Source organism: Anaerococcus senegalensis JC48, assembly GCF_000321005.1.
Taxonomy (GTDB): domain Bacteria; phylum Bacillota; class Clostridia; order Tissierellales; family Peptoniphilaceae; genus Anaerococcus; species Anaerococcus senegalensis.
The window spans coordinates 173243-193628 of record NZ_HE578908.1; the positions used below are offsets into that span (position 1 = coordinate 173243).

The window sequence follows — 20386 nt, forward strand, 5'->3', positions numbered from 1 at the left end:
ACTAAAAAAATCTCAAGCCTAAGCTTGAGATTTCAATCTTTTTTATTTTATTTTCTATTTGCTGTAGCTATTAGAGAAATTCCTGTATCTGCTATATTTTCTATAACTACATCTCCAACATGAACTGGAGCTTTTATTTTTGCCTTATTTATTTCATCCATGGCTTCGTTCATTTTATTTTTTGGAATTGCATCGGCAGTTTTTACTGAAACTGAGTATTCTTTTCCGCCATCAACTTTTACTGTAGAAGTTACTACTCTGACTGGATTTTTTACTTCGTTTCTTGCGTAAACTTCTCCTCTTTTACAAGTATTTCCTGTTACATTTTCTACATTTCCATTTTCATCCATTGTTACTGTTACAAGGCAACCTAGAGGACAATTTATGCAGGTTAATTCTTTTTTCATATTTCCTCCAATTTTATTTCTATTTCTTTTGCATTTTCATCTATGTCTTTTTTCTTTAGTATTAAGTTTTCCATTTCACCTGGAGCATATACTAATTTTCTTTTCTTTGTAACTTCTTTTCCATCTACATACATTTTTAAAACTCTATTTTGGTAAACATTATTTACCCTAAATCTTATTATTGCTTCATCTTGCATTGTATCTGGATTTATATATTGTGGGAGGGTATAAGATATTCCATCTCCTGCTTTTAAGTATATTGGATTAGTTTGAGATTTTTGGAATTTATCTTTTATATAATCTGCTGCATTTTTTGCTGCAAGTTCACTTTCTTCTGTTACATAATCTACCAAGTCGTGAACGTGAAGAACATTTCCTGCTGCAAATACTCCATCAACATTTGTCATTAGTCTATCAGAAACGATAGCTCCTTTTGTTTTTGGATCCATTTCTATGTGAGCTTGTTTGGTAAGTTCGTTTTCTGGTAAAAGTCCTACAGAAAGTAAAATTGTATCACAGTCAAAGTGTTTTTCTGTTCCTGGTATTACTTTCATATTTTCATCAACTTTTGAAAGGGTACATCCTGTTACTCTTTCATCTCCTTCTATTGATGAGATTGTTGTATTAAAATATAGTGGAATATCAAAATCATCCAAACATTGAACTATATTTCTTTTTAGTCCTCCAGAAAATGGCATAATTTCAGCAACACATTGAACGTCTGCACCTTCTAGGGTCATTCTTCTTGCCATTATTAATCCTATATCACCAGATCCCAAAATTACTACTTTTTTACCTGGCATATAGCCTTCAAGGTTTATCATTCTTTGGGCTGTTCCTGCTGAATATACTCCTGCAGGTCTGCTTCCTGGAATATTTAGGGCTCCTCTTGGTCTTTCCCTACAACCCATAGCAAGAATTACTGCTTTTGGTTTTATTGTAAACATTCCATTTTCTTCATTCATCAATGTGATTGTTTTATCGTTTGCAAAATCTACTACTATTGTATTTAATAAAACATCTATATCTCTTTTTTCAACTTCATCTATAAATCTTTGAGCATATTCAGGACCTGTAAGTTCTTCTTTGAATCTATGAAGACCAAATCCGTTATGGATACATTGGTTTAAAATTCCACCAAGCATTTCATCTCTTTCAACTACTAATATATTTTTAATTCCTTCATCATAGGCACGAGCAGCAGCTCCAAGTCCTGCAGGACCTCCACCTATTACTACTAAATCATAATTTTTCATCTCAAATGCTCCTTACTTTACATGTCCTTTTATGTAGTAAGAATCTTTTCCATTTTTTACTACATCGTCATAATTTACACCAGTTTCTCTTGCAATAATTTCCATAACTCTTGGTAGGCAGAAACCTCCTTGGCATCTTCCTGCTGTTGCTCTTACTCTTCTTTTTACACCATCAACAGTTCTTGCTCCAAGTGGACGATTTATCGCATCAACAATTTCACCTTCTGTTATAGATTCACACCTACAAATAATTTTTCCGTATCTCTTATCTTTTTTGATTAATTTGTCATGTTCTTCTAAACTTAATTCACTTGTTTTAGGTGTTGGTTTCCTATCATAGGTAAAATCTTTATTTTCTTCTAAATTTAATTTTTCATTTACAAGATTTGCCATGTATTCGCCAATAGCTGGTGCTGATGTTAGACCAGGAGACTCAATTCCTACACAGTCAAAAAATCCATCAAGGCTTTCTTTTAAAATAAAGTCTCCACTAACTTCGTGGGCTCTATTTCCTGAAAATGATGTTATTACCATTCTTACAGGAACATTTTTAACTGTATTATTTGATTTTTCAACAACTTCTTCTATGTGTTCTCTTGTTGAACGTCTGTCGTGTTTATCATCTATAAAGTCTGATGTTGGGCCTACAAGGGTGTTTTCATCAATTGTTGGTGTTACAAGAATTCCCTTACCTTTTTCTGTAGGAAGGTTAAACATTACATGATTTACAAAACCCTTTGTATCCTTATCTAATAGTAAATATTCTCCACGTCTTGCCTTAATTTCAAATTTTTCATCTGAAACTTGGTTGTGAATTTCATCTGCATAAACTCCTGCAGCATTTACTATTGCTTTTGTCTTATATGTATTATTTTCAGTAGTAACTTCCCAATAACCATCTTTTTTTTCTGTTTTTACTACTTTTTCATTAAATTTATAATCAATCCCGTTTATGTTAGAAACTTCTGCAAATGCTATATTCATTAAAAATGGATCTACAATTCCTGCCTCTTTTGAATAAAGGGCTGCAACTACATCATCTGTTATATTTGGTTCCATTTCTAAGATTTTATCTCTATTTATAATTTCCATTCCTGAAACGCCATTTTCAATTCCTTGGTCATAAAGGGCTTGTAGTTTTGGCATATCTTCTTCGCTGTGGCAAAGAACAAAGGTTCCAATTTTTTTGTAAGGGAAAGATAATTTTTTTGCTTCCTCTTCCATCATGTGGTTTCCTCTTACATTCATTTTTGCTTTCATTGTGCCTGGTTTTGCATCATAACCACCGTGGCAGATTGCTGAATTTGCTTTTGATGTTTCTGTACATACATCTTCATTTTTTTCTAAAACTAAGAAATTTCCTTTTTTCTTTGATAGTTGGTAGGCTACAGATGTTCCTGTTACTCCTGCTCCTATAATTATTGCATCAAACATATTTTTTCCTTTCATTATAAATTTAAATGAAAAAAAGCAAGCTAAAGTAGGGCTTACTTCAACTCGCTTTCTCATCGCTTTATTTACTTGTTAACTATATTATAGTACAATTTTTATAATTTGTAAAATTATTCTTCAAAATGGTTTGCCCAACCAAATGCTCTTTGCATTGCTCTTTGCCAATTTCTATCTTTTTTATCTCTTTCTTCAACAGAAATTTCAGGATTAAATTCTTGATCTACTAATCTATTTTCTTTAATTTCTTCAAGATCTTTATAAAATCCTACAGCAAGTCCTGCTAAATAGCAAGCACCAAGAGCTGTTGTTTCTAAAGTTTCTGGTCTTTCTACTTTTGTTTGAATCATATCAGCTTGGAATTGCATCAAGAAATTATTTGCACTTGCTCCACCGTCAACTTTTAATTCTTTAAGTGGTGCTCCAGAATCTTTTGCCATTGCTGTTAGTACATCATTAGTTAAATATGCAAGTGATTCAAGAGTTGCTCTTACTATATGATATTTGCTAGTTCCTCTTGTAAGTCCAACGATTGCTCCTCTTGCATAAGCATCCCAATATGGAGCGCCAAGACCTGTGAAAGCTGGAACTACATAACAGCCATCTGTATCATCAACTTTTGTAGCCATATATTCTGTATCATCAGCAGCATCTACAATTCTTAATTGATCTCTTAACCATTGAATTGCAGAACCTGCAACAAAAATTGAACCTTCAAGGGCATAATTTACTTTTCCTTCCTCAAGTCCCCAAGCAATTGTTGTTACAAGACCATTATCAGATTTAACTGCTTCTTCACCAGTATTCATAAGTAAGAATGCGCCTGTTCCGTAAGTATTTTTAGCATCACCTTTGTTAAAGCATGTTTGTCCAAATAGTGCAGCTTGTTGGTCACCTGCAATTCCTGCTATAGGAATTTCACCATCAAAGTATCCTGCAAAAGTATTTCCATAAACATGACTAGATGGTTTTACTTCTGGTAGCATACATTTTGGAATATTTAAAATTTCAAGAAGTTCATCATCCCATTCAAGAGTATGAATATTAAAAATCATAGTTCTTGAAGCGTTTGTATAGTCTGTTACGTGAACTTTTCCACGAGTTAGGTTATAAATTAACCATGTATCAACAGTCCCAAATAAAAGTTCTCCGTTTTCTGCTCTTTCTTGTCCATTTTCAATATGATCAAGAATCCATCTTATTTTTGTTGCTGAAAAATATGGGTCAACTACAAGACCTGTTTTATTTTGAATTGTTTCTCTATAACCATCTTTTACTAATTGGTCTGCCATGTCAGCAGTTCTTCTACATTGCCAAACGATTGCATTATATACAGGTTTTCCTGTATCTTTTTCCCAAACTATTGTTGTCTCTCTTTGATTTGTAATTCCTATAGCTTCAATATCTTTAGCTTCGATACCTAATTTTGCAATTGCTTCTGTACAAACTCCAAGTTGAGTTGACCAAATTTCTGTCGCATCATGTTCAACCCAGCCTGGGTGTGGGAAAAATTGAGTAAATTCTTTTTGAGCAACAGACATTATTTCACCTTTTTTGTTAAATAAAATTGCTCTGTTACTTGTAGTTCCAGCATCTAACGCCATTATATACTTTGTCATACAAACTCCTTTTACATTTTCCAAACATTATGATTTGATGATGATACAGCAACAGCCTTTGAATTTAGGGCATCAAAAACATCCTTTTTATCCCTTATAAGACCTCCTGCTATAATTGGAATAGATGTTCTTTTTTCTATATCATCTAGAATTTTTGGCATAATACCAGGAAGTATTTCAACAAGATCGCAATTTGCCTTTTTTAATGTTTCTTTTACATTCTTATAAGATAGGGAATCAAGTACAAAAAATCTTAATATAGATAAAAGTCCTATCCTTCTTGCATAAGCAGCATTTTGACTTCTTGTTGTAATAATTCCATCGGCATTTGTGTATTTTTTGATAAATGATGATGATAAAGAAGATGATGAAAGCCCCTCAATAAGATCTTCGTGAACAAAAACGACCTTATTACGGTCTTTTAATTTTTCAACAATAGTAGGTATTGATTCTATACTTCCATATAAAACAAAAACTACCTTGTTGTTTTCGTATTCATCTTTCAAACACTCTTTTAAATCTGTATTATCTTTAATTGCCATAATACAAGGATTTTCAAAAAGTATATCCATTAAATCAACCATTTCTCCTCCAAATACACAAAGCGAGACCTATTTTTTTAATAAGTACTCGCTTCTCCAATATATTTATTACATTTTCATTTTAACATATAACTTTTTTAAATGCAAACAATTTCACAGAATCTTCTTAAACAATTTTTCAAAATAAAAAGATGGAAAATCCATCTTTTTATTTAAAATCTTCTTCGCTTCTTTTTCCTTCTCTTATTCCACCTCCAAATATTACGGCAAGGATTGTTTTTAAAAATCTTTTTATTAACTTACTATTTGTTATATCTTTCTAGATTTAAATAGTTATATATAGAATAAATAACTGGAATTACTAACCATATTATAAATGTAACTATAATAGTATTTTCTATATCATAGTAATTTTGTAAAATAATTAATAGACATGCCATTGGAATGCTTAAATAAAATAGTAACCTGTGGGTATTAATCCAATTTTTTTCGCTTGACCTAGTAGAAAATATTCTTATTCCAAAAAAAGCATTATATGGTATAAGTGTGCTTAAAAAACCAATAGTGACCATAATTAAAGCTATAATTATAGGATAAGTGCTTTGCTTAATATTTACTTTTTCTATAAATATACTATAAAATACTAACACTAAAATTGGAATTAACATTATTAATTTATTAAATTTACTGTAGTTTTTATTATCAAATATTATACCTGTAGCAATTATTATTAGATAAATAAGATCTACTATATTAGATGAATTTGTGCTACATACATGATAAATTAATAAAAGAATTGTTAAAAGCGTAAAAATTAATATTCTTTTTTTCATACTATCTCTCCCTTACTTATTATAGTTCAAATACTTATATTTTAATATTAATACTAATACATATATATATGCAAATTTTTTTAGAGTTTTCTAACTTTATAATTATATGAACTAAAAAAAGCTAAATCTTAAATTAATAGATTTAGCTTTCAATATGGAATTATTTTGTTTTTATTTAAAATCTTCTTCGCTTCTTTTTCCTTCTCTTATTCCTTCTCCAAATATTACGGCAGGTATTGTTTTTAAAAATAATTTTATATCATCTACAAAGTTTATATTTTTTGCGTAAAGTCCATCCATTTTAGCCTTTTGTCTTGGGGGTAAGTCATCTCTTCCTGAAATTTGAGCAAGGCCTGTTATGCCCGGTTTTACCCCGCAAGCACCGTATTCTTCTCTTAAATTTAAAAGTTTTTCTTCTTTTAATATTACAGGTCTTGGACCCACAAAGGACATATCACCTTTTAAGATATTATATATTTGTGGGATTTCATCTATTGATGTTTTTCTTATAAATTTTCCAAAAGGAGTTATATAATTTTCTGGATTTTCAAGTTCCCATGTTGATGCGTTTTGGGGAGCTGTTGTTCTCATGGACCTAAATTTATAACACTTAAATGGTTTTCTATTTCTTCCTGATCTTTCTTGGATAAATAGGACAGGAGCCTTTGGCTCCTTTATTTTTATTATTATCGCTGTGATAAGAATTATTGGACTTAAAAATACTAAGGCAAATACAGCTAGTATTTTGTCCAGTATAAATTTTATATGATTTTCGTACATATTTTCTCCTTAACACAAATTATTTTCTGTGTTAATCTTTTATAAATAAATTTTTTTCTTCTTCGCTAAGTTCCCTGTATTGACCTGGGTTTAGGCTTTGATCTAATTCTAGATCTCCTATAGCGAGTCTTTTTAATTTTATAACTTCATTGTCATTGTTTGAAAATAATCTTTTTACTAAATGAAATTTACCTTCTGTTACATATACATAGGCTTTTTTCTCTCCTATTATATCAAGTTTTGCACTTCTTGCATAATAGTCATCTTCTTTAATATATACTCCATCATTAAAAATTTCAACTAAGGATGGATCTATTTTTTTGGATGTTTCAACTTGGTATTTTTTCCAAATATTTGAGTTTGGACTTATGACCTTGTGGATAAATTTTCCATCTGTTGATAATAATAAAAGTCCTGTGGTATCTTTATCAAGTCGTCCTGCTATGGCAAGGTCCAAATTTAAATAAAATTCATCTAAATCGCTCATTACTGTCCCATCTAGTTCGTTTGATTGACAAATAAGCCCTTCTCTTTTGTTCATCATTATATAAATATTATCAAAATAATCTACAAGCTCACCCATATAAATGACCTCGTCCAAGTTTGGGTCAACTTTTACTGATGAATCTTTTACAATTTGACCATTTATTACCAGTTCACCTTTTTTTGCATTTCTTTTTATATTTTTTCTTGTATCTAAATTGGCATTTCCAATCATCTTATCTACTCTCATTATCATTTTTTACTCCTAAAATATTTCTTACATTTTCTTCAAGTTCCAAAAAGTCTTTTGAAAAATCTATCAAATATTCCTCCCCTTTTGGAGTTATATAATAATATTTTCTTTTTGGTCCAACTTTAGATTTTTCTTTTGATGAAAATATAAGTCCTTTTTTTGATAGTCTTTGCAAAATAGGATAAACTGTTGATTCTGTCATATTGTAAAAACCATTTAACCTTAAAGTTTCTACTATTTCATATCCGTATGTTTCTTTATCTTTTATAATTTTTAGAATTACCCCTTCGATAACTCCCTTTAGCATTTGAGATTTCATTTTATCACCTAAGAACATTGTATTACATAGTAGATCATATTCAAGTTCCTTTACAAAAATACATCATCGGACAATATCTGCACTTATTTTTGTCGTCTGTCCTAATTTCTATATTTTTTTCTACTATATTTTTTCCTATCCTATCAATATATTCTATATCGAAGTTAGATTTTTCAACTTCTATTAGTTCATCTTCTTCTACAAAATATAAAAACAATTTATTAACTTTTTTCTTATTATATAACAACAAATTGTAGTAAGTAAGGAGCTGATTTTTATATGAGTTTAAATTGTTTTTGTTTACTCGCCCTGTTTTTATGTCTATAATCGTTCCATTATCAAGAACTATATCAATATTACCTTGAAGGATATAATATTTTCTATCTAGTTTTATATTCATTTCTGAATCTTTTACTGGAAAATTTCTATTTACAAAATTTTCTATCGGCTTTTGAAATTCTTTATTTTCTTTTATAAAGTTATTTATTTTTTCAAAAGAAAGATTTTCTTTTTTTAGATTTGTAAGATATTCTGAAAGACCATGTACTTTTGATCCAAAATCTAAAGCTTTGGTTTTTTCTTTTCTATAATTTAAAAGCCTAATAAATTTATATTTTAATGGACAAGTATCATAGATAGAAATATCTGTTGTATAGGCAAGAATTTCTTTTTTAATATGATCTTTTTTAAATTTAAAATCTATAGAGTTTAAATTTGATGATGAATTTAAGCCATAGGAAAAATTTGTCATATATGAATTTTTTGAATTATCTAATATGACCAATAAATTTTTTGCCCTGGTAAAGGCTGTATAGTATTTTCTATAATAATTTTTCAAAAAATCACTTTTGTTTTCTTGGTCAATTTGGGGACTAAAAGCATCTCTATCTTTTCTTGGATTATCATATAAGCTTGAAACGAATACCACATCGTATTCTAACCCTTTAGCTTGATGTATTGTAGAAAAAATTACAGAATCTTTTGGAGCATCGAAATTCTCAAATTCACTTATAGCTGAATTTTTGAAAAGATAAAAAATATATCCATAAATTAAATCAACTGATTTTTTGTAAAAGTTAATATCGCTATTTTGTAAATTTATAAAATCTGCCAAAATCGATGTGAATTTTCCAATATTTGAAAGTTCTCTTATATGGTTTAAGTTATCGACTTTTTGATCTAAAATTTCCCTAAATATGTTAAGACCAAAAACTCTATACAAAATGTCAGTGTAGGATTTATTTTGGGCTAAAGATAATTTTTCTTCCTTTATAAAGGCATTCAATTTTTCACCTTTTACGAATTCTTTATCATCAAAAATTCCAGCAATATATTTTTTAAAATTCGTTTCTTGAACCCATTTGTATTTATCTGGGCTTGATCCTGTAAGTTTTCTTGGTTTTTTTGAATAAATTGAAAGCAGGACATAAAGACAAAGCCTTATTTCTCTTCTTTTAAAAAATAATTTTGATGACTTATTTAAAACATTTATACCATTTTTTTCAAAATAAGTTTGCAAGGCTTTTGGATAATCGCTATTTAAAGAAGGAAATAAAAAGGCTATTTGATTTAAATTGATTTTTTGATTTAAAAATTTTACAATTTTTTCAATATTTTCATAATTATTGGCCCTTGCTCTTACCACAGAATTTTCATTTTTATTATTGACATTTGCTTTTAAACTTTTAATTTTTTCCTCATCAAATGCATCTGATTTTAAAAGAAACTCTCTTGATTTATCAATTATTTCTTGATTTGACCTATAATTTATATCAAGCTCATAAAATTTAGCATCTGTTTTCATTTTTTTCTTGCAAGATCTATCAAATTCCCTTAAATTTCTGGGACTTGCCCCCCTAAAAGAATAAAGAGCCTGGTCATCATCTCCAAAAACCATAAGATTTTTTCCCTTACAAAGGTTAAAGGCAATTTCTTCTTGGATTTTGTTGGTATCTTGGTATTCATCAATAATTACAAAATCAATCCTATCTCTAATTTTTTTGCCAAAAACAGGATCTTCCAAAAGGTCGTAGAAATTTTTAAGTATCATTTGATAATTTATAAAATTATTCCTATCAAGAAAATCTGCCCATTTGAGATAAATTTCTAAGGCTAAAATATCTTTTGGATTAGAAGAGTTTCTAAGCTTATTTAAATCTACTAAATTATTGGTAATATTTGAAAAAATCCCCATTATTTGACCCACTTCATTATAAGAAATAAGGTCATTAAAATTAGAAATTTCTCTAAATATATTCATATTTTTTTCAAGCAAATACCCTTCAATATTTGAATCTATAACAAAGGGATCAAAAATTTTATTAGAAAATGATCTATAATCTTTTAAGAAAGAAAGGGCAAGGGAATGAAAATTTCCTATTAGCATATTTGAAGTATCAGCCTCTATATTTTCTTTTTTTAGTCCTGACTCAACCCTTTCTATAAGCTCGTTTGCAGCCTTTTTTGTAAAAGTTGTAACAAGAATTTTATTGGGACTAAACCCTTCGTTTTTTATTAAAGAAATAATTTTTTGAACAAGAGTAAAAGTTTTTCCAGTTCCAGGACCTGCAATAACTGCAGCTGGATATTTTGAATCATTTATAATCAAATTTTGTTTTTTATTTATCATAAAACTAGCTCATAAACATATCTTTTTGATCTTTTAATTTTATCGTCAACCGTACAAATTCCAACTTTTTCAAAAGAAAATTTCTTAATCAAATTTTGCATCTTAAAATTATCGGGATGGGTGTCAATTCTTATGGCATCCACTTTTAAGTCTTTGCCGTAAGAGATAATTTGGTCAAAAAATTTCTTGGCTACTCCCCTTTTTTTGGCACTTTCTTTCACACTAAGTCTATGAATTGTAAGATAAGGACCATGTTTTTTAAAATTTTTTTCAATTTCCCTATAATCTTCCTCGTAGGATTTTTTCAAATAAGCAAAAGATAAAATTTCTCCATCCTCCTCATAAACAAAACTTTCTCCTGCCAAAATATTTTCACAAATCCCCTCCCTATCAGGAAGTCCGTTTTGCCACTGGTCGATTCCATCTTTTTTCAAAGCTTTTTTTCCATCATCTATTATAGTCATAATTTCATCTAAATCTTTAATTTCTGCTATTCTCATACTATTATTATACATTAAAAATGTTTTTTATTTAAATTTGAAATTAGTTTGATTTCAAATAAAAAAGCTATGAATAAAATTCATAGCCTTTATATAATTAAGGGGATTATTTTATTTTTTACCAAGCTGGAACCCAAGCTCCACCTGTAAATTTTTCATAGTCTTTTTTTGTATTTTCTGTTTGGTAATATTTTTTTACAAAATCATTTAAAATTTTATCATCTTTTCTTTCTTTTTTAGCTGCAAATACATTTACATATGGATTTGAATCGTCCGCTTTTGATTCTTCAAATTTTAATGCTGGATATTCTGTTGCAATTTTGGAATCAAGGGCAAAGGTATCATTTACAACTGCAAGAGCTGCTGAGTCTAAATTTCTTGCAGTTTGTGCTGCGTCAACTTCTGTAATTTTTAGATTTTTAGGATTTTCTTTTATATCTGTTATAGTAACAGAATCACCTTTTTTTCCGTTTACTTTTATAAGTCCTGCATCTTGTAATAAGAATAGGGCTCTTGCACCATTTGATGCATCGTTTGGAATTACAATTTCATCTTTTTCTTTTACATCATCTAGAGATTTATATTTTTTTGAATATATTCCAAGTGGTGCAAGCATTGTATTTCCTATTGATACAAGGTCTGTATTATGGTCTTTATTAAATTCTTCTAGGAATTTTTTGTGTTGATAGGCATTTAAGTCAATATCTCCTGATTCTAAAGCTTCGTTTGGTTGGTTATAATCTGAGAATACTACAAGTTCAACTTTATTTCCTGTTTTTTCTTCGTATCTTTTAGATACTTCATTTAATACGTCATTATATTCTCCAACAACTCCAATTTTTATAGTTTGTTTATCTTTTGGATTTTCATTTGAATTTGATGTGGCTTTATTAGCTTCCTTGTTTGCACATGAGCTAAGTCCTACAAGTAGGGCAAGACCTAGGGCTATTTTTCCTAATTTTTTCATTTTTTATCTCCTTTTTTATTTCCAAGCTGGAATTTCTGAACCTTTTGTTTCTTTTTCTACTAATTTTTTAGTTTCGTCTGTTTGGTAATAATTTTTTATAAAATTTTCTACAGTTTTTGAGTCTTTGTCTTCTTTTCTTGCTGCAATTATGTTTACATAGATTGCTTTTGCTGGATCGTCCTTATCTTCTAGATAAATTGCATCCTCTGTTGGAACAAATCCTGCATCTACTGCTACTCCAGAATTTATAACTGATGCTGCAACTTCTGTAAGATTTCTTGCTGTTTGACTTGCATCAAGTTCAATTATTTCTAGATCTTTTGGATTTTCCTTTATATTATCAAGGGTAATTGCATCTCCTTCTTTTCCTTCAAGCTCAAGTAAGCCTGCTGATTGAAGTAGGAAAAGTGCTCTTGCTCCGTTTGTTGGATCGTTTGGAATTGCAATTTTATCTCCGTCTTTTATTTCTTTTACATCTTTAATTTTGTCAGAATATATTCCCATTGGGGCAAGCAAGGTATCACCAACTGCAACTATATCTGTTTTGTGAGATTCGTTATAATCTTCCAAGAATTTTTTGTGTTGGAAGGCATTTAAGTCAATATCTCCAGATTTTAAAGCTTCGTTTGGTTGGTTGTAATCTGAAAATGAAACTATTTTTATTTTCTTTCCTGTATCTTTTTCAAATCTTTTTGCAATATCTTCTAAAACTTCATTTTTTTCTCCACAAACACCAATTTTTATTTCTTTGGCATCAGCAAATCTGTCTTCTGTTTTTGCTTGGTTTGATGGGGAAGAATTTGAATTTGTATCATCCTTCTTATTTCCGCATCCTACTAAAGTTAGTACAAGTGACAATCCTAGGGCAATTTTCTTTAAGTTTTTCATCATTTTCCTCCTAATATTTTTAATGTGATGTTTTTTTTATGATTAAATTGGCTATGCCTTGGATGGCATAGACAATGATCAAAATAACTATTACCGATATAATAACTACATCGTTTTTGTATCTGTTGTATCCGACTGCTATTGCAAGATTTCCTATTCCTCCTGCTCCGATTGTTCCAGCCATTGCTGTTAGTCCCAAAAGTGAAATTAGAGTTATGGCTGAGGCTCTAACAAGTGATGGTAAGCCTTCTCTTAAATAAACTGCTGTTATAATTTCAAAGGGAGAATTTCCCATAGCTTCCGCCGCTTCTATTACTCCCGGATCAACCTCTGCAAGAGCTTGTTCAACTTGCTTTGCAAAAAATGGCACACAAGAAAAAACTAAAGGCACGATTGCAGCTGTTGGCCCAATTCTCGTTCCTACAATTAAATTTGTCAAAGGACTTATAACTGCAAGCAAAATTATGAAAGGAACTGCACGGAAAAGATTTGTTATCTTATCCAAAATGCTATAAACTTTTTTATTTTCTAAAATTCCGCCTTCATTTGTTACAACTAATACAACTCCTATTATTAGTCCAAAAATTCCTGAAAATATAGCTGATAAAAATAGCATATAAAATGTAAGGCCTATATCTTCAAAAATTCTATCTTTTATTGAAAGTGCATAATTAAAGTATTCCATTACTATCTCCTAAAATTTGTACATTAGTTCCACCAGCTATTAAATATTCAATAGCCTTGTCAATATTTTCTCCTTCGTCTTTGAAGGTTACTATAAGATTTCCAACTGGAACATTTGTAATAAATTCAATATTTCCTGCTAAAACATTGGTCTTAACCTTAAATTTCTCATAAATTTCATTTATAACAGGTTCTGTTGTTGCTTCTCCAACATAGGAAAGTTTTACCAAAAATTCACCTTTTTTCAAAACTCCCAGATTGTTTTTAACTTCCTCAAGAGTTTGGTTTACATTTGTTGAAGTTTCTACAAAATCTTTTGTAAGTTTGTGTCTTGGATTTGAAAAAATTTCAAGGGTTGTGCCTTCTTCTATAACTTTTCCATCTTGCATTACAGCAACCTTATTGCAAAGATCTTTTACAACCTCCATTTGGTGGGTGATAATTACAATGGTAAGACCAATTTTTTCCTTAATTTCTCCAAGAAGTTTTAAAATTTGCTTGGTAGTTTTTGGATCAAGGGCACTTGTTGCCTCATCACAAAGTAAAATTTCTGGATCTGATGCAAGGGCTCTTGCAATTGCACATCTTTGTTTTTGTCCACCTGAAAGCTCTCTTGGGAAAGCATCAGACTTATCGCCTATTCCAACCAAGTCCAAAAGTTTTTTTGCCTTTTTAATTTTTTCTTCTTTTGAAATATTATCTTTTCTTATTGGAAAGATTACATTATCAATTACAGAAATATTATTTAAAAGGTTAAAGTGTTGGAAGATCATTCCTATTTTTTTACGTCTTTGTCTTAAATCTTTTTGAGATAAGGTCAAAAGATTTTCACCCTTTATCAAAACCTCACCATTTGTTGGTTTTTGCAAAAGATTTATACATCTTACTAAAGTTGACTTTCCAGCTCCGGAAAATCCTACAATACCAAAGGCATCAGCCTTTTCAATTTTAAGATTTACTCCATCAACTGCTTTAAAACCATCAAAGTCAACGCTTATATTTTTAAGTTCAATCATTATTACTCTCTTTCCTACTAAAATTTATTAAAAAATTAAGTGCAGATGATAATCCATAATAAAGTCCATCATTATCTACATCAAACTTTTCTGTATGAGCACCTGCTCCATAGCCTTCATTTTCATTTTTTATACCGATTTTTGCAAAAACTGTTGGGCAATTTTTTGCATATCCATAAAATGACTCTCCCCCATAAGAAACTTCTTGGTCAACCAAGGCATCAGGAAGTATCTCATTTAAGGATTTTCTTGCAAATTCTGCAAGTTTTTCATCATTTGTCACCGGATAGGCAACCACCCTTGTATAATCATTAAATTTAATCTTACAATCATAAAGATTTGCAGTTTTTTCTGCCACACTTTTTAATTTTTCCAAGGCATCTTCTCCAACCTCATCTTTAAAAAATCTTAATGTTGCCTTTAAATTTGCCCTGTCAGGAATAGCATTTGAAGCAAAACCTGCATTAATTGATCCTATTCCCAAAGTTACAATTTCATTTGGATCAAGATTTGTTGCCCAAGTTTGATTTAAATTATTTATAATTGCAACAAGAGCATTTATAGGAGAAGTCAAAAGATCTGGTCTTGATCCATGACCACCTTTTCCAATTACATCAAAATCAACTCCTGCGCAACCTGCATAAACTTTCCCTTTAGAAATAGCAATTTTTCCAGTTTCAATTTCTGTATCAACATGGTTTCCATAAATCGCATCAAATTTTACGTTTTTTAAATGATCAACCATAGCATCGATTCCTGAACCTGTTTCTTCGCCTTCTTCAAAAATAAAATAAAACTTTCCATCTAATCTTTCTTTAATCTTACTTAAAATTTTTGCACTCGTTAAGGCAAGAGCCATATGGAAATCATGACCGCAGGCATGCATTACGCCAGAATTTTTCGATACAACTTCTTTTTTTCTTTTTAAATTTTTATCATTTTCTAGGATTGGAAGAGCATCAATATCAGTTCTTAATCCTAAAATTTTTCCATCTCTTTTTGTATCAATAATTGCCACAAATCCAGTTGAATTATTAACTTCTTGGGTTTCTAGGCCAAGTTTTTTACACTCATCTATAAGAAATTTACGAGTTTCAAATTCCTTGCTTGAAAGTTCTGGATTTTCATGTAAATAACTTTTTATATCTTTAGAAAAATCCAAATTTTCATTTATCAAAGATTTTAATTCATCAATACTTATATTTTTTCCCATATTCTCCACCTTTCTTTTCTAAAATTAAGTAAAATAAAAGTCCTTACTGTAGATAAACTACAATAAGGACGAAATTTTCCGCGTTACCACCTTTTTTGCACTAAAAAATGCCACTTCAGATACTACTATATCCTAACTCTATAACGGGAGTTCCCGTATAAGTCTAAATATCGACCTATCCCATCTGAGACCATCTTCATCACATTTTTTATTCACCCTTCTCAGCAAAACAGGGCTCTCTGTACAATAATCCATATGATTACTCTTCTCTTTATCTGGTTTTGTAAATCTCTTTGATAATTAGATAATACTATCTTTTAAATTTTCTGTCAAGACTTTTTTTAATTTTTATAAATTTATAATGTAAATTATTAATAAAAAGCTTGATTTTTAAATCTTTCTACAATAAGTATTAAAATTAATTTATTTAAAAAGTTACCTATAAAAAATTAAATAAAAAAAAGAAGCCCTAAGGCTTCTTCATGGTTTTGGTAAAATAAATTCACTAATAATATACTGTATTTAATTTTTTGTGCAAGTTATTCTACTGTTACTGATTTAGCTAAATTTCTTGGTTTATCTACATCGATACCTTTTGCATTTGATGTGTAATAAGCTAATAATTGTTGAGGAACTACCGCTAATACCGGATAAAGAGCATCTATTGTTTCTGGTAATTTATATGTGTAGTGAGAAATATCTTCAAGATGATCATCACTTCTTGCTATTGAGAAAATATTAGCTCCTCTTGAAATTACTTCTTTTACATTTGAAATTGTCTTTTCCATAATATTTTCTTGAGTTGCAACTGTAACAACTGGTGTTCCCTCTTCAATTAGGGCAATTGTACCATGTTTTAATTCTCCAGCTGCAAAAGCTTCTGAGTGAATATATGAAACTTCTTTTAATTTCAAAGCTCCTTCTATTACAGATTTATAATCTAGGCCACGACCTAGGTAAAATATTGATTCAGAGTTTTTAATCTCTTGGGCATATTTTTTGATATCTTCTATATCATCAAGAATTTCCTTAACTTTTTCTGGGATTTTCTTGATTTCTTCTAGGATATTTTTGTATTCTTCTTCACTTATTGTTTCTAGTTTTCTAGCAAAATCTAAGGCTAGCATATAAAATGAAATTATTTGTGTTGTATAAGCCTTAGTAGATGCTACTGCTATTTCTGGACCTGCATAACAATAAATTGTCTTATCAGCTTCCCTATCAAGTGATGATGCTACTACATTTGTCAAAACAAGAGTCTTTGCTCCCTTTTGTCTGGCAAGTCTTAATGCTGCAAGAGTATCAGCAGTTTCTCCTGATTGAGATGGTAAAATTATTAAAGTTTTATCATCAATAAATGGATCATTATATCTAAACTCACTAGCTATATCACAAATTACTGGAATTTTTGCAAACTTTTCAAAGGCATATGAACCAACAATACCTGCATTGTAGGCTGTACCACAAGCTACCATATAAATTTTATTAAATCCTTCAAGTTCTTCTTTGCTAAAGGCATTTTCTTTAAAATCTATAAGACCATCTGTCATCTTGTATTTGATAGTATCAGCAATAGCCTTTGGTTGCTCATTAATTTCTTTAATCATGAAATGGTCATAGCCTTCTTTTGTAGCATCTTCAAATGAGAAAGTAACCTTAGAAACTTCTCTTTCTACTTTCTTATTTTCCCTATCATAGATAGTATAATCATTTCCTTTTATATCAACAAGGTCTCCATTTTCAAGATAAACTACATCTTTTGTGTATTTAATAATTGATGGTAAATCACTTGCTGCAAGAATTCCATCATCAGTAAGTCCCAAAACAAGTGGACTTTCTTCTCTTAAAACAATAAGTCTATCATCTTCGTCTTGGCAAATAATTCCAAGTGCATAAGATCCCCTAAGCATAGCCTTAGCTTTTCTTACTGCATCTAATAAGTCATTTTCATAGAATTTTTCAATTAAAACTGCTATTACTTCTGTATCAGTTTCTGATTTAAAAGTATATCCTTCTTTTTTAAGATTTTCTTTTAACTCATTGTAATTTTCAATAATTCCATTATGAACTACAGCAATTTTCCCATTATTTGAAAGGTGTGGGTGTGAATTTACATCTGAAGGACCACCGTGAGTTGCCCATCTAATATGGCCAATACCCAAATGTCCCTTGATAGGATTTTTAGAAAGTTCATCTTTTAAAACTTTAACCTTACCACTTTTTTTAACTGTAGAAAGTACTCCCTCATCAATTAATGAAATTCCAGCAGAATCATATCCTCTGTATTCCAATCTTTCTAGACCTTCAACAATTACATCCCTAGCTTCTAAATTTCCTTTGTAACATACTATTCCGCACATAGTATCCTCCTTATATATTTAATTTTAGAGGTATCACTTTATTTTCTTTGTAATAAGAATTGCTTCTTATTTTTGTAAAATACTAAGCCTGTGAAAGCTATGGAGCATCCGCCGAATTTTCGATAACTCCATTCCTCGTCATCCCAAAGGGATCTGGCGCTAATTAGTTTTTACCTCGTGATTCATTATATAATAAAATTATGATTAAATAAAGTTTTTGTAAAATAATTAACTAAGTCTACATAAAAAATTTACATATTTTTTCTTAATTTTTATATTTCTTTACATATATTTTACACTTGATTGAGATAATAAAGTAAAGCTATGCTTTGGAGGTTTATAATTATGAAAAATAACATTTTATCCATTGATTCATTGAAATCATGGTATGAAAAAGACAAGCTTATCTTAAAAGATGTAAGTTTTGAAATCAAGGAAAATGAAAATCTTGCCTTAGTTGGGGCAAATGGTTCTGGAAAGACTACTATGATTAAGACAATAATGAACATCCACCCTGATTTTTCCCTGAAAAATATGATTTTTTCTGATAAAGAATCTTCCTTTTCTGATAAGAATTTTAAGGAAAATAGGATAGCAGTCTTTTCTGAAGATTCTTCTTTTAGGTATTGGACATTTGAGGAATACAAAAACTTTCTACATAAGTCTTATAATAAAAAAGAAGATAAGGATTTTATAGACTATATGGTAGAGGGATTTTCTTTCAAAGAACACTATGATAAGGCTTGTAAAGATTTATCCATGGGTAACAAGAAGAAGTTTTTTACTATAGCAGCCCTTTCTTTAAAGCTTCCTTTGGTTTTTTTAGATGAACCTGTAGATGGGCTTGATTTTGAATCTACTGCCTTTTTATACAAAATAATTAGAGGCTACAAAAAATACGGTTCAATCTTCATGTCAACTCACATACTAGAAAGTATTAATGAATCTTGCGACAGTCTTGTCTTAATTAAGGATGGAATACTTTCAGACAAAAAAATCTTAGAAGATGACCTTGATATGGAAGATATTATGAAAGTTTTCAGGAGCAAGTCATGACTCGTGTATTTCTTAAAGATATGCTAGATAAGAAGACTATTGGTACATACATTATATTTTTAGTACTTTTTTATGTTGGAGGAGACTATCTTTTAGAAAGAAACATTGATATTTTTAAAATCGATCTTGGACTAAGTTTTTTATTTTTTATGTCCTTCGCCCTAATGACTTCAGTATATTTTTTCATAAAATCATATACTGGAAGTAATAAAATCCTACCCTATTATGCCCTAATATATGATAGAAAAAATGTAAATTTTAGTCTACTTATGGCTTTAATCATAGATTCTATCTTTAGAAAGCTATTATTTATTTTTATCTTTCTATACCTATCTGGGGCAGATTATTTAACTTATATTTTCATATTTGTAAATGTAATAATAGTATGTAGTCTATCTTTGGTTATGAATGCTACAAATGTTGGAAAAATCAAGAAAGTATGCTTTACTATTTTGGGTTTTGCCTTAATAGCTTTTTTATACCCACTTAATCAAATCTTAGAAAATCCTTTACAAATACTACTTATCTATTCAAGCTTAAGCCTTATATATATGTTTTTAATTTATAAATTTTACTTTTCTTCATGCTTTATAAACAGTAAAAATGACAGTCTAATAAAGGGTTTTAATATAGGTAATTATTTTCTTAAATTTATACTCTCAGAAAGAGTTTACCTTATTAATACACTTTTTATCATAATCTTTATAGTAGTAGTTTCCCTACTTTTACCAAGTCCAATAAACATGGCACTTGCCTTTGCAGTAGCTACTATAAACTCACCTCTTTTATCAATATTTTCAACAGAAAAGGGACTAAGAGTATACGAAAAAACACTTCCAGATACATATATAAGTCTAAGAAGACAATATCTTACTATACTTATTATATATTTCTTATTTGTAAATGGCTTAGTGCTTGTATTAAATATTAATAATTTAAATATAAAACTAATTTTAGTTTTTCTAATAGTAAATATCATTGATATAAGTATTTCATATATCTTAGAGAAAAGCTTTACTATAAGCGAGAAAAAAACTGATATGGCCGTATGGAAGTCACCTAGAAAATACATACTTTCAGTTATAGTTTTTATCATAAGTTTTTTAGTACTTGCAATAATTTAGGAAAGGAG

General features: G+C 29.6%; 19 protein-coding genes and 1 other annotated feature. Of the genes, 2 read left to right on the forward strand and 17 right to left on the reverse strand.

Features of this window, described 5'->3' with window-relative positions:
• Positions 1-47: 47 nt before the first annotated feature.
• The 17 genes from ASHG_RS07445 to glmS form a co-directional block, all read right to left on the reverse strand.
• Entirely contained in the window at positions 48-407 is a 360-nt protein-coding gene (locus ASHG_RS07445; protein ID WP_040398652.1) for a DUF1667 domain-containing protein, read from the reverse strand.
• The gene (locus ASHG_RS07450) at positions 404-1663 is read right to left on the reverse strand and encodes an NAD(P)/FAD-dependent oxidoreductase (RefSeq protein WP_040398653.1); all 1260 of its coding nucleotides are present in this window, start codon (positions 1661-1663) and stop codon (positions 404-406) included. Before ASHG_RS07450 ends, ASHG_RS07445 begins: the two co-directional genes overlap by 4 nt.
• 12 nt (positions 1664-1675) lie before the next feature.
• Positions 1676-3097: an NAD(P)/FAD-dependent oxidoreductase gene (locus ASHG_RS07455; RefSeq protein ID WP_040398654.1), complete on the reverse strand. Its 1422-nt coding sequence runs from the start codon at positions 3095-3097 to the stop codon at positions 1676-1678.
• 128 nt (positions 3098-3225) lie between these two features.
• Positions 3226-4731 carry a glycerol kinase GlpK gene (gene glpK / locus ASHG_RS07460; RefSeq protein WP_040398656.1) on the reverse strand — a complete coding sequence of 502 codons (1506 nt, stop codon included), beginning with the start codon at positions 4729-4731 and terminating at the stop codon, positions 3226-3228.
• 11 nt (positions 4732-4742) lie between these two features.
• A complete protein-coding gene (locus ASHG_RS07465; protein WP_040398657.1) occupies positions 4743-5315 on the reverse strand; it encodes a glycerol-3-phosphate responsive antiterminator in 573 nt (190 codons plus the stop codon).
• Between the two features lie 260 nt (positions 5316-5575).
• On the reverse strand, positions 5576-6106 hold the full coding sequence (locus tag ASHG_RS08775) for an SdpI family protein (RefSeq protein ID WP_051145900.1): 531 nt from the start codon (positions 6104-6106) through the stop codon (positions 5576-5578).
• 171 nt (positions 6107-6277) lie between these two features.
• A complete protein-coding gene (locus ASHG_RS07475; protein WP_040398658.1) occupies positions 6278-6886 on the reverse strand; it encodes a sugar transferase in 609 nt (202 codons plus the stop codon).
• Positions 6887-6917: 31 nt separating this feature from the next.
• Positions 6918-7625, reverse strand: coding sequence for a pseudouridine synthase (locus ASHG_RS07480; RefSeq protein WP_040398660.1), 708 nt, complete (start codon positions 7623-7625; stop codon positions 6918-6920).
• On the reverse strand, positions 7606-7941 hold the full coding sequence (locus ASHG_RS07485; RefSeq protein ID WP_004817003.1) for a PadR family transcriptional regulator: 336 nt from the start codon (positions 7939-7941) through the stop codon (positions 7606-7608). Before ASHG_RS07485 ends, ASHG_RS07480 begins: the two co-directional genes overlap by 20 nt.
• Positions 7942-7981: 40 nt before the next feature.
• A complete protein-coding gene (locus tag ASHG_RS07490; RefSeq protein ID WP_040398661.1) occupies positions 7982-10570 on the reverse strand; it encodes an ATP-dependent DNA helicase in 2589 nt (862 codons plus the stop codon).
• The gene (locus ASHG_RS07495) at positions 10567-11070 is read right to left on the reverse strand and encodes a GNAT family N-acetyltransferase (RefSeq protein WP_244264281.1); all 504 of its coding nucleotides are present in this window, start codon (positions 11068-11070) and stop codon (positions 10567-10569) included. The genes ASHG_RS07490 and ASHG_RS07495 overlap by 4 nt, the downstream gene beginning before the upstream one ends.
• 118 nt (positions 11071-11188) lie before the next feature.
• A complete protein-coding gene (locus ASHG_RS07500) occupies positions 11189-12037 on the reverse strand; it encodes a MetQ/NlpA family ABC transporter substrate-binding protein (RefSeq protein WP_040398664.1) in 849 nt (282 codons plus the stop codon).
• Positions 12038-12052: 15 nt separating this feature from the next.
• On the reverse strand, positions 12053-12925 hold the full coding sequence (locus tag ASHG_RS07505; RefSeq protein ID WP_040398665.1) for a MetQ/NlpA family ABC transporter substrate-binding protein: 873 nt from the start codon (positions 12923-12925) through the stop codon (positions 12053-12055).
• A 19-nt stretch (positions 12926-12944) separates the two neighbouring features.
• Positions 12945-13610, reverse strand: a complete 666-nt coding sequence (locus ASHG_RS07510) for a methionine ABC transporter permease (RefSeq protein ID WP_040398666.1) — start codon at positions 13608-13610, stop codon at positions 12945-12947.
• Complete coding sequence (locus tag ASHG_RS07515; protein ID WP_040398667.1) at positions 13597-14625, reverse strand: methionine ABC transporter ATP-binding protein; 1029 nt, start codon at positions 14623-14625, stop codon at positions 13597-13599. The genes ASHG_RS07510 and ASHG_RS07515 overlap by 14 nt, the downstream gene beginning before the upstream one ends.
• The gene (locus ASHG_RS07520) at positions 14618-15838 is read right to left on the reverse strand and encodes an amidohydrolase (RefSeq protein WP_244264282.1); all 1221 of its coding nucleotides are present in this window, start codon (positions 15836-15838) and stop codon (positions 14618-14620) included. Before ASHG_RS07520 ends, ASHG_RS07515 begins: the two co-directional genes overlap by 8 nt.
• A 61-nt stretch (positions 15839-15899) precedes the next feature.
• Positions 15900-16122: a binding site (T-box leader), on the reverse strand.
• A gap of 255 nt (positions 16123-16377) precedes the next feature.
• Positions 16378-18198, reverse strand: a complete 1821-nt coding sequence (glmS, locus tag ASHG_RS07525) for a glutamine--fructose-6-phosphate transaminase (isomerizing) (RefSeq protein ID WP_040398668.1) — start codon at positions 18196-18198, stop codon at positions 16378-16380.
• Positions 18199-18543: 345 nt separating this feature from the next.
• Between glmS and ASHG_RS07530 the strand changes: the two genes are divergently transcribed.
• A complete protein-coding gene (locus tag ASHG_RS07530; RefSeq protein ID WP_040398669.1) occupies positions 18544-19254 on the forward strand; it encodes an ATP-binding cassette domain-containing protein in 711 nt (236 codons plus the stop codon).
• Positions 19251-20378, forward strand: coding sequence for a hypothetical protein (locus ASHG_RS07535; protein WP_040398670.1), 1128 nt, complete (start codon positions 19251-19253; stop codon positions 20376-20378). The genes ASHG_RS07530 and ASHG_RS07535 overlap by 4 nt, the downstream gene beginning before the upstream one ends.
• The last annotated feature ends 8 nt before the right edge of the window (positions 20379-20386 follow it).

Coding starts and splice junctions, on each gene's coding strand:
- ASHG_RS07445 (WP_040398652.1), bottom strand. CDS start 407: ATGAAAAAAGAATTAACCTGCATAAATTGTCCTCTAGGTTGCCTTGTA.
- ASHG_RS07450 (WP_040398653.1), bottom strand. CDS start 1,663: ATGAAAAATTATGATTTAGTAGTAATAGGTGGAGGTCCTGCAGGACTT.
- ASHG_RS07455 (WP_040398654.1), bottom strand. CDS start 3,097: ATGTTTGATGCAATAATTATAGGAGCAGGAGTAACAGGAACATCTGTA.
- glpK (WP_040398656.1), bottom strand. CDS start 4,731: ATGACAAAGTATATAATGGCGTTAGATGCTGGAACTACAAGTAACAGA.
- ASHG_RS07465 (WP_040398657.1), bottom strand. CDS start 5,315: ATGGTTGATTTAATGGATATACTTTTTGAAAATCCTTGTATTATGGCA.
- ASHG_RS08775 (WP_051145900.1), bottom strand. CDS start 6,106: ATGAAAAAAAGAATATTAATTTTTACGCTTTTAACAATTCTTTTATTA.
- ASHG_RS07475 (WP_040398658.1), bottom strand. CDS start 6,886: ATGTACGAAAATCATATAAAATTTATACTGGACAAAATACTAGCTGTA.
- ASHG_RS07480 (WP_040398660.1), bottom strand. CDS start 7,625: ATGATAATGAGAGTAGATAAGATGATTGGAAATGCCAATTTAGATACA.
- ASHG_RS07485 (WP_004817003.1), bottom strand. CDS start 7,941: ATGAAATCTCAAATGCTAAAGGGAGTTATCGAAGGGGTAATTCTAAAA.
- ASHG_RS07490 (WP_040398661.1), bottom strand. CDS start 10,570: ATGATAAATAAAAAACAAAATTTGATTATAAATGATTCAAAATATCCA.
- ASHG_RS07495 (WP_244264281.1), bottom strand. CDS start 11,070: ATGAGAATAGCAGAAATTAAAGATTTAGATGAAATTATGACTATAATA.
- ASHG_RS07500 (WP_040398664.1), bottom strand. CDS start 12,037: ATGAAAAAATTAGGAAAAATAGCCCTAGGTCTTGCCCTACTTGTAGGA.
- ASHG_RS07505 (WP_040398665.1), bottom strand. CDS start 12,925: ATGAAAAACTTAAAGAAAATTGCCCTAGGATTGTCACTTGTACTAACT.
- ASHG_RS07510 (WP_040398666.1), bottom strand. CDS start 13,610: ATGGAATACTTTAATTATGCACTTTCAATAAAAGATAGAATTTTTGAA.
- ASHG_RS07515 (WP_040398667.1), bottom strand. CDS start 14,625: ATGATTGAACTTAAAAATATAAGCGTTGACTTTGATGGTTTTAAAGCA.
- ASHG_RS07520 (WP_244264282.1), bottom strand. CDS start 15,838: ATGGGAAAAAATATAAGTATTGATGAATTAAAATCTTTGATAAATGAA.
- glmS (WP_040398668.1), bottom strand. CDS start 18,198: ATGTGCGGAATAGTATGTTACAAAGGAAATTTAGAAGCTAGGGATGTA.
- ASHG_RS07530 (WP_040398669.1), top strand. CDS start 18,544: ATGAAAAATAACATTTTATCCATTGATTCATTGAAATCATGGTATGAA.
- ASHG_RS07535 (WP_040398670.1), top strand. CDS start 19,251: ATGACTCGTGTATTTCTTAAAGATATGCTAGATAAGAAGACTATTGGT.